The sequence below is a fragment of the Corynebacterium sp. HMSC078H07 genome (assembly GCF_001812805.1).
In the GTDB taxonomy this organism is placed as follows: domain Bacteria; phylum Actinomycetota; class Actinomycetes; order Mycobacteriales; family Mycobacteriaceae; genus Corynebacterium.
Genome location: NZ_KV810470.1, coordinates 93,443 through 105,561, shown reverse-complemented (window position 1 = coordinate 105,561; position 12,119 = coordinate 93,443). Strand labels below are relative to the sequence as shown.

The window sequence follows — 12,119 nt, the reverse complement described above, 5'->3', positions numbered from 1 at the left end:
CAACCTGGCTCCGGTAGGGTCGGGGCGTAAAGAAAAATGTGGTTGTTAACCAAGCGAAGTGAGTGAGACAAAGAATTGACTGACGCTACTAACCAGGGCGGCGCGCAGGAGCGCGTCCTGCTGCCCGATACCCCAGTGGAGGACGTAACGCTCGAGCGTATTGCGGAAATCTTCGAGTCCGAAGGTTTGGAGTACCGCATAGAGGAGCAGCAGACTGAGAGCCAAGGCACCGTGACGCTACTGCGCACGGGTTTCTCCAACGCGGCCATTGCTTTCCAGCTCGTCGGCTCTTCCCTTATCGTGGACTCCGTCTGGCGTGGCTCGGTACCTTCCTCCGAGGCACCGAACCTGCTCATGCACATCAACTCGTGGAACCAGGACCACTTCACGCCGACGTTCCGCTTCTTCGAGGCCCCCGACAATGCCTTGGCGGTGTCCGGCGCCCGGGAACTCGACACGACGCATGGCGCTTCCCGCAATCAGCTGGGCGCCTTCGTGATGTCCACCTTGGATGCCATCCTGCAGTCCTTCGAGTGGATTGAACAGCACTACCCGCAGCTTGTGACCTGGAAGGAGCACAACCATGACTAAGCCGGCTCAGGATCCTCATGCCCTGCCCGACGTCACCCTCGACCGCATCATCGCCGCGATGAAGACCTTCGATATTGAGCTCGAGCCCGTCACCGGCCGTACCGACGCCGCCACCGCCAACCTCAACGGCCTGCCGTGCATGTTCGCTGTGCTCGACAGCGTGGCCATCGTGCGCTGCGATGTGCCGACTGACGCCGAATATGCCAAGGCTGACGCCGGGCTTTTCTTGGCTGCCAACCAGATCAACTCGGTGGCCATGGGTGCCAGCGCGGTCATCACGGACTTCGACGGCATGCTGCTGGTGCGCACTGAGTCCGATATCCCCTGCGCCGCCGGCATGAATGACGAGCAGCTAGCTTCTGCTCTGCGTGCCTCTGTGGATGGCGTTATCAACGCCCAAAACGCCATGGTTGCTGCCGTTGAGGAGATGGCCAAGCTCGGTTCCGAATCCGCCGCACAGGCCGGCGAAGGCAAACCCGAAGGCAGCCCTGAAGGCGCGGAGCAGTGACCGACCTCCACGCTGTTGAACCGGTAAGCATCGATAGGCTCGCGCAACTGTGCGAGCTTATCGACGCCGACTATGCCATCCTCGAAGCTCCCCGCGCCACTGGCGTTGCGGATTCCCACGCCGATGAGACCGACGATCAATCTCTCGATGACGATGCCAGTAATGCCGGTGATGAGGCTGGAACCACCTTCCACCGCGTGCTCCAGACTGGTATCCCCCACATTGCAGTGCACTGTGACCTCAATGAGGAAGGCGATACTCTCAGTGCATTCGCTACGTGGGAAGGTACCCTCCCAGAATCCGCGGAAGAAGAGGTTGCGGCCACCGTCGCTGAACTCAACTGGGCCAGCGTTGCGCCAACGTTGAGCTACTTCGTCGCAGACGGTCCAGAAGGGCCATCAGATGGCGCCGAGGTCCAGTTGTGCGCCAACCGCGCCATGGCTGTCGGAGAAGGCCTGTCCTTGACGCAACTCGGCCACTTTTTGCTCAGCTCCCTGGCGAGCTTTGCCGAGATTTTTGAGATCGTGGCCGAGCGTTTCCCACAGGCAGTGACGTGGAATGACACCCAAGAACAGGAAGCAGAGGACTAATCGTGAGTGCTGATCCCTACGAGATTTTGTCTGGCTCTCCCCTGCCGGCGGTCACCCGCGATCGCGTCCTCAGCCTGCTCAATGGCGCGCAACTCGACATGGCAGCTACCGCTTACCCCGAGGATGACACCACCGCTGTCGCTCGACTCAATGACCTGGATTGGGTCATAACCGTCGAGGAAGGCCTTGTACGCTTGGAATGCGTTCTGCCTACCCAGCTCGGCGAAGAGGTCATTTCCCTGTTCCACGTGTTGTGCAATGAGTTCAATTCCGGTGCCTTCGATGGCCGCGCCCTCGTGGGCACCGATAACGGCAGCATTGAGCTGCGGGGCGACGCCTGCTTCGTCACCACCGCGGGCCTGAGCGAGGACCAGCTTTTCCATGCCCTCAACGTGGCCATCATTAACGCCCAGGAGGCACTGCTGTCCGTCCTCGATACGTTTAACGCCACTGCCCGCGAACTCGCAGACAGTGACGACTAAAACGCTGTCAGGTTAAGAAACCGGGTAGAGGGTAGAAACAGCACCTAGTCGGCGTTCTCAATGCGCTCGCGCTCGACTTCTGGGTCGAAGTCGGGCGCTGGCCACTCCAGATGCAGGTGGCGCAGGAGATCCACGATGAGGAACTTGAGCGCCATGCGGGCATACTTCTTATTGTCAGTGGGGATGACATACCAGGGGGCGTAATTCTCATCAGTACGCTGAATCGCGTCCTGGTACGCCTCCATGTACTGGTCCCAATATGCGCGTTCCTCAACGTCTGAAGGATCGTACTTCCAGAACTTATCGTCGCGCTCCGTGCGCTCCAGCAGATTGTCCTTCTGAGCCTCCTTGGAGATGTGCAGGAAAATCTTGATCACCTTCACGCCTTGAGCCGTTAGTTCTAACTCATAGTCACGAATGGCTTCGATACGGCGATCAACTTCCTCCTCATCTACCCACTCATGTACGCGCTGGATAAGCACGTCCTCATAGTGCGAGCGGTCGAAGGCCACGATTTGGCCTGGCTTCGGATCGTGTTTGCGGATGCGCCACAGGAAGTCGTGCTTTAGCTCCTCCTCGGTAGGTTTTCCAAAGCCGACAGTCGTCGTTCCTTGCGGGTCAAAGGTGCTAAAGACGTGGCGGATGGCACCGCCTTTTCCGGAAGTGTCCATACCCTGCAGGACGATAAGTGCGGCCGGGGCATCCTCACCGTAGGCACGCCCGTTAGCAAAGAGACGCTCCTGCAGCTCGTAGAGCACATCGTCATACTTGGAGAACCGCGCATCGAGCTCTTCTTTATCCCCGTCGAAACCCGGGGTGCTCGAGGGATCTACCGAGTCAATCTGGAAGTTTTTGCCTGCGCGTAGGTTGAGTGCGTCTTCGATTTTGAATTTCGCCATGGCGACCAGCCTACAGAAGCCGCCCTAGGCACCCAGCGTCATGAGTCCCCGAATGAGCGCGCTAAGGGAGCCCAGGCTCGCCACGGTCAGGGAGAGCTTGCGCGCGTCTTCACGGGACACCCTCCCAGCAATCTTTGTGCCCACCTGGATGCCGATAAACATACCTATAATGCCGAAAGGCCATACCAGCCAATGCAAGCCATCGAAGCCGCCAGCACCTAAGAAGTACTTCGTAAGCACAGAGAACAGTCCACCGACGAAGAAACAGGGCTGAAGCGTAGCTGCATACACTGCTTGCGGCCAGCGTGCGGCCTGGGCATAAACAGTAATCACGGGCCCCGCAACACCAGCCAACGTATTGGTAAAGCCACCCAAAATACCGGCGGATACCGCCGGACCCGTGCCATGCAATTCCGGCACAAAGTGCCGGCCAAAAGACACCACGCCCAGCGCGGTGAGAAGCGCACCTCCGACGAGGACGAGGAGCATGGCTGTATCGATCCGCGCAATGAGCAGGGCCGCCGGGATAGAGCCCAGAACCATGAAAGGAGCGATGCGCGCCCATTTGCCCCAGTCCACGTCCTTGCGCATGGAATAGGTCGTGAGGACCGCGTTGAGACAGGCCAATACATTGGTGACCATGATGCCTTCCACCGGCCCCAGCATGAGGGTCAAAATGGGACCACCAATAAGCCCCAACCCCATGCCGGATACGCGTTGCAGACACGAGCCCACGGCCACAATGAGAAGGATTGCGAGTGGGATGGCCAGTACGGTCACAGCTGCTGGTCCCGGTAGCGCGCCATGACGGCCTTAGCCACATGCTCAGGGAACATGCCCGTCACATCGCCGCCGTACTTTGCAACCTGTTTGCACAACGAGGAGGAGATGTAGCCGTATTTCTCATCCGTAAGAAGAAAGACGGTATCAATTCCGGACAAGCGGCGGTTCATCTGTGCCATGGGCAGCTCGTACTCGTAGTCCAATGAGGAGCGCAAACCTTTGACCAGAGTGTCCACGCCATGTGCGCTGGTGTAGTCCACAAGCAAGCCGCCCCACCAGTCCACCTCAATATCCGGTGACACGGTCTGACGGATGAGGTCAACGCGTTCTTCGACGTTGAACAAACCAGAGGGTTTATCAGGGTTCGCCGTCACGAGCACGGTGACCTTATCGAAAAGCTCAGCTGCGCGCTTGAACACGTCAACGTGTCCCAGTGTGATGGGGTCAAAGGAACCAGGGCAAACTGCGTGGGTTGGCATAGTGCTTAGTTCTCCTCGCTTCGGTGATAAATGGCCATGTCAAAGCGCGCGATACCAAACGTACGCTTTTTGAGCTTCTGTCCGGTGGGTTCAAACCCTTCCGGCCACTCCGTCTGGGGTGTATCGACGTGGCGTTCAATCACCACAATCGCGTCATCATCCAGCACAGGTTCAATGGCTTCGAGCAAGCCATCAACGTCGTCAAACTCATAAGGTGGGTCGGCAAGGACGATATCGAAGTAACCGCGAGGTGCGGTGGCCAAGTAGGTCGAGGCTTTCATTTCACGTACTTCGACGCGAGGGTGCTTAACCACGCCAATATTATGGCGAATCACCTTGACTGCGGCAGGGTTATGTTCCACCAGCACCACCTCTTCGGCGCCGCGACTCGCCGCCTCCAGGCCCAGCGCACCGGAACCAGCAAACAAGTCGAGCACGCGGGAATCGTTGAACCCCCAGCGCACGTCTAGTGAAGAAAATAGGCCCTCACGGGCACGGTCGGACGTCGGCCTCGTCCCAGATTCGGGAACCTTGATGCTGCGTCCGCGGGCTTCCCCAGCGATGATTCTCGTCATGGCCTCTACCCTATCGCCCTTGACCCCAGTCGCGGGACGTCTCCCCCTAAAGTTCGGTTTGGATTAGTTCTTCTCCAGAAAGTCCTGCTCGTCCGCAGTGAGGTTGTGTGTCAGTTCTTCTGCAAGCTCAGGGTTGCGCTCGACCATCGCGGCGGCGTCCGCGTGGGTGCGCTCGACAATCTCGCGGTCGTTGCTCAAATCTAGCAACTTGAGCGTGCGCTTCGTACCGGATTGCAAGGTGCCCAAAATGTCGCCCTCATGGCGTTGCTTGAGGTCGAGCTCGGCTAAGTCAAAGCCGGAAGGTGTATCTGCGATAGCCGCCACACGCCGATAGGATTTTGAATCTGGCAAGGCAGTGGTGTGTAGTAGACAGACTGATGCATTGCCGCCGCGCCCGACACGGCCGCGCAATTGGTGTAGCTGAGAGACACCAAAGTTTTCTGACTCTCGAATCAGCATGACCGTAGCATTGGGCACGTCAACGCCGACTTCAATCACGGTCGTGGACACAAGGATATCGATGTCGCCACGCGCAAAGCTCGCCATGACCTCGTCTTTATCGGGCATCTTGCCGTGGAGCATTTCTACACTCAGCCCACGGAACGGCAGGTTGCGTAGCTGCACGGAAAGCTGCTCGACTCCGCCGTCACCTTCAATGCGCGGGCACACAATATAGGCTTGGTGGCCTTTTTCTACCTCTTCACGAATGCGCTCGATAGCACGGCGAACCCAATCGGGTTTCCACTCGGGCACCACCGCCGAGAGGATAGGTTTGCGTCCACCGGGCAACTCCTTGAGTGTGGAGACGGCCAAGTCACCAAAGACGGTCATAGCAATTGTGCGCGGAATAGGCGTAGCCGTCATCACCAGCAGATGGGGGCTTGTGCCCTCCCTAGTCTTGGTGCGCAGGCTATCGCGCTGCTCAACGCCGAATCGGTGCTGTTCGTCCACGATAACTAGTCCCAAGTCAAAGAACTCGACGGTGTCCTGAATGATGGCATGAGTGCCAATGACGATGTCTGCCTCGCCCGACACGATTTCCAACAGCGCCTGGCGTTTCTCCGCAGTCTTCATCGACCCGGTCAGCACGGTGACGGTTACCCCTTCGGGAACGCTGGCGCTTATCGACGCCCCATGTTGCACCGCCAGCACTTCCGTCGGCGCCAACAGCGCTGCCTGTTTGCCAGCATCCACTGCCTGGAGCATCGCGCACGTGGCAACGAGCGTTTTGCCCGATCCGACCTCGCCTTGCAGCAGGCGCATCATCGGGACGGTGCCGGAGAGGTCGGCATCGATCTCACCGATCACGCGGCGTTGCCCATCCGTCAGCTGGAATGGAAGCTCCGACAGCAGCTCATCACGGTAGCCGTCAATAATGGCTGGCATTGGGGCGGCAGTACGCGCTTTGACATCGCGTTGGCGCAGCGCCATCACCAGGCCGATGGATAGGGCCTCGTTGTACTTGAGGCGTTGAATCGCTCGTTCCGGCCCATTCGGTCCCGGCTCGTGAATCTCGCGCACAGCCTGATCCAAGGTCACCATCATGCGGTAATCCAACGGTTCTGGGATCGGCGGAGTCTGCTCCAGCACTTTATGGATTGCGCCCATGACATACCACGACGTTGCCGACCCACTGGCTGGATACACCGGAATCCACTCGCGCTTCAGGAAGGTATCGAGTGAACCAAACTGCGCGAGTTTCTTCAGCGAACCGCTGCCTTTTCCGGCAGCTTTATCCCACATCGAATCCTGGAGGCTGCCGGGGTCCAAAATGAGAAAATCTGGGTGCTGCAGGCTTGGTATACCGCGGAAATACTTCAGCTTGCCGGAAAGCATAATGCGCATGCCGCTGCGGAGAATGCGCTGGACATAGTAGGCGTTGAAAAACGCCGCCTGGATCCCGCTATCCATGTACAAGGTAAAGACGACGGTCTTGGAGGTATGGCGAGTGCGAACATCCTGGATAACACCGGTAATTGTGACTTGGTCACCTTCCTCGGCACCACCCAGGCCGACCTCTTTGTTGTGGCGGATGTAGTCACGCGGGTAGTGACTGAGCAACTCACCGCAGGTGGTATAGCCGAAGGCTTTTTTAAGCGCCGTCGCATCCTTCTTCTCTAGTACGTCAGTGAGTTTGCGGTCATCCTGCCACCCCAGCACGGTCTATTCCACTCCAATCTCAGTGCGCGTGCCCGGCACGCGCACAACGACCACGTCCACTCCCAGGCTGTGAGCGAGTGACTCGTCGGACACCTCGAGGGCTGTGAGCACGGTGACTTGTTCACCGCCATGGGCTAACAGCGACCGCGAAGCCTGCTCGACTGCGTCCACGGTTTCTTCCGCCGGATGCCCCACACGCATGGACCGTGCCGCATCTCCCATGACAGCTACTACCTCAGCAGTATCCGGGTTATTCGGCTCATAGACGGACATCGCCGCTAGGCCCGCTACCAGAGAATCGGCGGGAATGACGCTAGCTTTCCCCGCATCACCTCCGTACCCATTGGTCAGGAAAAGATCGCCCGCAACAGCTTCGTCCACTGTGACGCCAGGTTCGACCACCTGCACCCCGACCTTCTCAAACAGCTCCCTGACCGCACCGTCTGGTACGGCAGCGAAGATCCGTCGCGCTGACTCCCCTGCGGTGTCCTCCGCCGCCTTTTCTACCGCCGGTAGCGCTTCCAGCCTCACATCACTGACCTTGCCCAGCGCATAGGCCTTTTCGATGACCGCCCCTGCGTCGGCACTGTGGATATGCACGCTCGCAGATTCATCGGTGGCGCGCGCAATGACGAGGCTATTGCCCATGGAGCTCAAGTTTTCTTGGAGCACATCCAAATCGCCTTCATAGAAGAAAATGGCTTCGATCTCGGATCCAGTCAACTCCGTCCCAGCCGTCTCGGAACCGGGCCGCGGGCTGTTCTTGCACTCACCGGATTTCAGTGGCTGCACATCCGGTTCCTCGCCGGTGACCTGGGCCAGCAAACACTCCAACAAAATCACCAGCCCCGCACCGCCGGCGTCCACGACGCCCGCTTCGCGCAGAGCCGGCAGCTGCGAGGGGGTTTCAGCAAGTGCGCGCCGGGCAGCATCGAGTGCCGAGACAAGAATGTCGTGCAGCTGCGCACCGGACTTCTCAGCCGCAGCGCGCGCAGCGTCACTGGCAGCGCGCAACACGGTAATGATGGTGCCTTCCACGGGAGCCGCGAGGGCGCGGTCGACGAGGTCGACGGCGTGCGTGAGGGCGGCGGCTAGGACAACGCCATCCACTCGCGACTCCGTCGTCGCCTCTGCTACGCCGCGCAAAACCTGCGAGAGCACCATGCCTGAGTTGCCACGCGCTCCCCGCACGGATCCCAGCGCCAGCGCCTCGGCCACGTCCATCTCGCCTTTATCCGCCTCCGCCAGGGCGGCCTCCATGGTGTGTGCCATGTTGGATCCGGTATCGGAATCGGGGACGGGAAACACGTTGAGCGCGTTAATCTCTGCGCGACGGCGTGTGAGTTCCTCCACGGTGCGCACTGCCCAGGCATGCAGGCCGCGCGCGTCCAACTCGGCGGGATACGACATGTGGGCTAGTTTACAAGCGCCAGTCCACGGGCGTGACGCCGCGGGCCTCAAGGGCGGCGTTGGCGCGGGAGAAGGGCTTCGAACCGAAGAATCCGCGCCGTGCTGACAACGGTGAAGGATGCGGTGAGGTAATGCACTCGGTGTCAGGAAGAAAAGCTTGGCAGCTTTGTGCATCGCGTCCCCACAGGATGGCGACAATGTCACGGCCCGCCAGCGCCCGAATAGCGGCTTCCGTGATCGGCTCCCAGCCAATGCGTCGGTGCGATCCTGCCTGACCAGGCGCCACGGTGAGAACTCGGTTGAGCAACAGCACACCCTGGTTGAACCAGGCGCGTAGGTCCCCGTCTGCACGGCCTTGAATACCCAGGTCGTCGTGAAGCTCAGCGTAAATATTCTTCAGCGACCGGGGTGCAGCCACACCTGGCCGTGTGGAGAAAGACAGGCCCATCGCATGCCCAGGGGTGGGATACGGGTCTTGGCCCACGATGAATACGCGGACCTCCTCAACTGGCAGAGACAATGCCGCGAAAACATCCTCAGCCGGGGGCAGAAAATCCCGGCCGATGCGCTGCTCGATGCGCGGAAGGTTCTCTTCCAGCGCCTCACGGATATGAGGCATCCAGGAATAGTGGATGCGCGAGGTATCAATCATGCAAAGCTCTCCCAACCACCGCTATAACGAGGTTCATCGCCCCCCACGGTAACGCCTGTTCCACGCAGGACCGTACCTATTTTTCGGAAGCCAGAAGGAGCGGCCTTGCACGTCGTGGCCAGCAGCGTGTGATCCTCACCGCCGGTGAGAACCCACTCCCATGGGTCCACGTCCAACACCGCGCCGGCGGCGGCCAGAAGTGGGTCGGGCGCAATAGCTGCCGGATCCAGGTCAATGTGCACCGACGAACGCTGCGCCATGAGGCCAACATCGCGCACCAGCCCATCAGAGTTATCCGTCATTGCGGTCGAACCGGTAGCGCGCGCAATGACGCCTCGCCCCGGGGTGAGGGTGGGGGTGCAGTGGGCGTCGACAAGCGGCCACAGATCTTCTAGTTCCTGCGGCAGTGCCCGACCGAAACGCTCGAGCAAGGCCAAACCGGCGGCAGAGTATCCAATCTTGCCGTGTGCCACGAGGGTTTGACCTGCGCGCGCCTTATCCAAGGTCAACGGTGCGCCACTGCCGCCTAGCGAACCAAGCGCCGTGACGTTGAGCACGAAGTGATCACTGCGGGTGAGATCACCTCCGACGAGCTCGGCGTTATACACTGCGCAGCGCTCGGCAATTCCCTGCGCAATGCCGCGCACAAAATTCACCGGTGTGTCTCCAGGAGCCGCAATGGCGAGGAGGGCAGCAGTGGGGCGCGCACCCATGGCTTCAATATCGGCAAAATTGCGCACAATCGCCTTCTGGCCCACCTCCGAGGCTGTGGACCAGTCGCGGCGGAAGTGGCGGCCTTCGACCATCATGTCCGTGGACGCCACAGTGCGGGAGTTGGGTGCTGCTGGGTACAGCACTGCCGCGTCGTCACCGTTAAGAGCGCTGGGCGCAGCGGCAACGATCTCATGAATGACATGCCTTTCCCCGGCTTGCTCGAGCGTGTGCGACAAACCATTCGCCTCCTTCTCAATTTTCTGGCTTCGGGGGTTAGGATATGCCCCTATGGATACCCAATTTAACCGCACCGCCATCTACGTCTCACTCGGGCTAGCCATCGCCATGGTGTTTGCGGTGTTGTTGGGCGCCAAGCTCGTCTTCACCAACGCCGCGCAGCAGCCGGTAGCCTTGCCTCCTACGCCTTTTGAGGCTGCGGACTCCCCCGAGTGTGCGCAGCTAGTGGAAGCACTTCCTGACGAGCTTCTGGGCCACCCTCGTGCCGAGCTCGCCGAGCCCGCACCAGCTGGCGCTGCCGCGTGGTCGAGCTCCTCCGAGGAGCGCGTAACGCTTCGGTGCGGCGTGGATCTGCCGCAGCAGTACACCGAGTATTCGCACACCGTTGACGTCGATGGTGAGAACTGGCTGCAGGTCATGGACGCCACCCCAGGCTCACAGCTCACCACCTGGTACACCACGGAGCGAAGCCCTTCTATCGCGGTGACGACCACAGGTAATGAGGCACCGCAGGGGCTTAGCGATGCCCTCTCGGCCCTCCCCCAGGAATCCCTACAGCCAAACCCTGCCCCGCTGTCGGCGCTTGCGTCGGGTCCGGATTCCATGTGCCCGGACCTTGAGTCGGCGCTGCCAGAATCGCTCGCAGAAGGCTACACGCGCCGCGAAGACGTGGGCGATGACAACACGTGGGTTTTTAGCTCGCCGGGCCGCGAGGAGATCGTCGTGCGCTGTGGTGTAGCCGCCCCGGAAAACTACGCTGCCGGTGTGCAGCTGCAGCAGGTCAACGAAGTGCCGTGGTTTGAGGACACCACCTTGGGCGAAGGCACGACGGCCGGCACATGGTTTGCTTTGGGCCGCGCAGACGACCTCGCGCTTTCTGCTCCCCAGGATGCCGCACATTCCGCGCTCGTGCGGCTAAGCGACGCCCTGGCAGAAGCCACGCCGGAGCAAAGCTAGGCGCGGGGCATCAACCGCGCGACAGCGCAGTGCGAATCAGCGTATCGAGAAGCTCCGCATAGCTCATACCGCCTGCGGCGAAGACTTGCGGGTACATCGAAATCGGGGTGAAGCCCGGGAAGGTATTGACCTCGTTGATGTAGTAGGTGTCGTCGGTGATGAAGAAATCCACACGGGACAGACCTGCCGCACCTAGTGCGCGGAAGGCCTCGATAGCGCGCTCGCGGATTTCGGTGGTGAGTTCCTCGCTCAGCGGTGCGGGAATTTCAGCGGAGACACCTTCATCAAGGTACTTCGCATCGAAGCCGTAGAAGCCTTCCTCGGACTCGGTGGTCCCCAGAAGCTTGGCCGGGACAGACGCTTGAAGGGTTCCATCCGGGTGTTCGAGTACGCCTACTTCAACTTCGGCGCCGCAGATTTCAGGCTCCACGAGCACCTTATCGTCAGATTCGTAGGCCAGCTTCACAGCTGCCTCAAAATCCTCCCAGGCCGAGACCTTGGAGACCCCGATGGAGGAACCACCACGTGCTGGCTTCACAAAAACGGGAAGGCCAAGGCGGTCTTTCTGGACGTCGTCCAGCGCCGTTTCTCCAGTAAGTACCACCTGCGGTGCCACGGGCAAGCCCTCAGCCACGAGGAGTTTCTTGGTGAATTCCTTGTCCATACCTACGGCCGAAGCCAACACTCCGGCACCCACGTAGGGAATGCCCGAAAGCTCGAAGAGGCCCTGCACCGTGCCGTCCTCGCCGAAAGGCCCGTGAAGGACCGGCACGATGACATCGACCTCGGTGTAATGCTCGTGGCGGGTGACATTGTGGATGCGACCACGGGTGGCCGGATTAAGAGACAGCGCAAGCTCATCGTGGAGCTCGACCTCCGGCATGCGTCCGTTGACAGACTCAAGCCCCTCACGGGTGCCCTGGGTCCACGTACCTTCACGGGTAATACCGATGGGCACAACGTCATACTTCGCCGGATCGAGGTGCTCCATGATGGCACCGGCAGAAATGCAGGACACCGAGTGCTCGGAGCTGCGCCCACCGTACACAACGGCCACGCGCACAGGTTTCGCTTCAGTCATA

General features: G+C 60.2%; 14 protein-coding genes. 5 read left to right on the top strand and 9 right to left on the bottom strand.

Going from position 1 to position 12,119, the window contains the following annotated elements; translation table 11 throughout:
• Positions 1-75 precede the first annotated feature (75 nt).
• Genes HMPREF2875_RS05695 through HMPREF2875_RS05680 form a run of 4 tightly spaced genes read left to right on the top strand, consistent with a single transcriptional unit; the run spans position 76 to position 2,171 of the window.
• The gene (locus HMPREF2875_RS05695; protein WP_070671107.1) at positions 76-591 is read left to right on the top strand and encodes a YbjN domain-containing protein; all 516 of its coding nucleotides are present in this window, start codon (positions 76-78) and stop codon (positions 589-591) included.
• Entirely contained in the window at positions 584-1,099 is a 516-nt protein-coding gene (locus HMPREF2875_RS05690) for a YbjN domain-containing protein (protein WP_070671105.1), read from the top strand. Before HMPREF2875_RS05695 ends, HMPREF2875_RS05690 begins: the two co-directional genes overlap by 8 nt.
• The gene (locus HMPREF2875_RS05685; RefSeq protein ID WP_070671103.1) at positions 1,096-1,689 is read left to right on the top strand and encodes a hypothetical protein; all 594 of its coding nucleotides are present in this window, start codon (positions 1,096-1,098) and stop codon (positions 1,687-1,689) included. The genes HMPREF2875_RS05690 and HMPREF2875_RS05685 overlap by 4 nt, the downstream gene beginning before the upstream one ends.
• 2 nt (positions 1,690-1,691) lie before the next feature.
• Entirely contained in the window at positions 1,692-2,171 is a 480-nt protein-coding gene (locus HMPREF2875_RS05680; RefSeq protein ID WP_246817043.1) for a hypothetical protein, read from the top strand.
• 44 nt (positions 2,172-2,215) lie between these two features.
• Here HMPREF2875_RS05680 and HMPREF2875_RS05675 read toward each other — a convergent pair whose 3' ends face one another.
• The 8 genes from HMPREF2875_RS05675 to HMPREF2875_RS05640 form a co-directional block, all read right to left on the bottom strand.
• Entirely contained in the window at positions 2,216-3,070 is an 855-nt protein-coding gene (locus HMPREF2875_RS05675; RefSeq protein ID WP_070671099.1) for a PPK2 family polyphosphate kinase, read from the bottom strand.
• Positions 3,071-3,094: 24 nt separating this feature from the next.
• Positions 3,095-3,850: a sulfite exporter TauE/SafE family protein gene (locus HMPREF2875_RS05670; protein WP_070671097.1), complete on the bottom strand. Its 756-nt coding sequence runs from the start codon at positions 3,848-3,850 to the stop codon at positions 3,095-3,097.
• Positions 3,847-4,332, bottom strand: coding sequence for a pantetheine-phosphate adenylyltransferase (gene coaD / locus HMPREF2875_RS05665; protein WP_070671096.1), 486 nt, complete (start codon positions 4,330-4,332; stop codon positions 3,847-3,849). The genes HMPREF2875_RS05670 and coaD overlap by 4 nt, the downstream gene beginning before the upstream one ends.
• A 5-nt stretch (positions 4,333-4,337) precedes the next feature.
• On the bottom strand, positions 4,338-4,907 hold the full coding sequence (gene rsmD, locus HMPREF2875_RS05660; RefSeq protein ID WP_070671094.1) for a 16S rRNA (guanine(966)-N(2))-methyltransferase RsmD: 570 nt from the start codon (positions 4,905-4,907) through the stop codon (positions 4,338-4,340).
• A gap of 63 nt (positions 4,908-4,970) precedes the next feature.
• On the bottom strand, positions 4,971-7,067 hold the full coding sequence (locus tag HMPREF2875_RS05655; RefSeq protein ID WP_070671092.1) for an ATP-dependent DNA helicase RecG: 2,097 nt from the start codon (positions 7,065-7,067) through the stop codon (positions 4,971-4,973).
• Positions 7,068-7,070: 3 nt separating this feature from the next.
• Positions 7,071-8,477 (bottom strand): DAK2 domain-containing protein, encoded by a 1,407-nt coding sequence (locus tag HMPREF2875_RS05650; protein WP_070671090.1) that lies wholly within the window; start codon positions 8,475-8,477, stop codon positions 7,071-7,073.
• Between the two features lie 10 nt (positions 8,478-8,487).
• Positions 8,488-9,129, bottom strand: a complete 642-nt coding sequence (locus HMPREF2875_RS05645) for a uracil-DNA glycosylase (RefSeq protein WP_070671088.1) — start codon at positions 9,127-9,129, stop codon at positions 8,488-8,490.
• Positions 9,126-10,160: a thiamine-phosphate kinase gene (locus HMPREF2875_RS05640; protein ID WP_070671087.1), complete on the bottom strand. Its 1,035-nt coding sequence runs from the start codon at positions 10,158-10,160 to the stop codon at positions 9,126-9,128. Before HMPREF2875_RS05640 ends, HMPREF2875_RS05645 begins: the two co-directional genes overlap by 4 nt.
• Here HMPREF2875_RS05640 and HMPREF2875_RS05635 point away from each other — a divergent pair.
• Positions 10,132-11,037 carry a DUF3515 domain-containing protein gene (locus HMPREF2875_RS05635; protein WP_070671085.1) on the top strand — a complete coding sequence of 302 codons (906 nt, stop codon included), beginning with the start codon at positions 10,132-10,134 and terminating at the stop codon, positions 11,035-11,037. The genes HMPREF2875_RS05640 and HMPREF2875_RS05635 overlap by 29 nt on opposite strands.
• Before the next feature lie 10 nt (positions 11,038-11,047).
• On the opposite strand, the gene HMPREF2875_RS05630 is transcribed toward HMPREF2875_RS05635, so the two are convergent.
• Entirely contained in the window at positions 11,048-12,118 is a 1,071-nt protein-coding gene (locus tag HMPREF2875_RS05630; protein ID WP_070671083.1) for a D-alanine--D-alanine ligase family protein, read from the bottom strand.
• Position 12,119 lies beyond the last annotated feature (1 nt).

Excerpts from the sequence above, each read along its gene's own strand:
- HMPREF2875_RS05690 (WP_070671105.1), top strand. The coding sequence starts at position 584 with ATGACTAAGCCGGCTCAGGATCCTCATGCCCTGCCCGACGTCACCCTC.
- HMPREF2875_RS05675 (WP_070671099.1), bottom strand. The coding sequence starts at position 3,070 with ATGGCGAAATTCAAAATCGAAGACGCACTCAACCTACGCGCAGGCAAA.
- coaD (WP_070671096.1), bottom strand. The coding sequence starts at position 4,332 with ATGCCAACCCACGCAGTTTGCCCTGGTTCCTTTGACCCCATCACACTG.
- rsmD (WP_070671094.1), bottom strand. The coding sequence starts at position 4,907 with ATGACGAGAATCATCGCTGGGGAAGCCCGCGGACGCAGCATCAAGGTT.
- HMPREF2875_RS05650 (WP_070671090.1), bottom strand. The coding sequence starts at position 8,477 with ATGTCGTATCCCGCCGAGTTGGACGCGCGCGGCCTGCATGCCTGGGCA.
- HMPREF2875_RS05645 (WP_070671088.1), bottom strand. The coding sequence starts at position 9,129 with ATGATTGATACCTCGCGCATCCACTATTCCTGGATGCCTCATATCCGT.
- HMPREF2875_RS05635 (WP_070671085.1), top strand. The coding sequence starts at position 10,132 with ATGGATACCCAATTTAACCGCACCGCCATCTACGTCTCACTCGGGCTA.
- HMPREF2875_RS05640 (WP_070671087.1), bottom strand. The coding sequence starts at position 10,160 with ATGGCGGTGCGGTTAAATTGGGTATCCATAGGGGCATATCCTAACCCC.
- HMPREF2875_RS05630 (WP_070671083.1), bottom strand. The coding sequence starts at position 12,118 with ATGACTGAAGCGAAACCTGTGCGCGTGGCCGTTGTGTACGGTGGGCGC.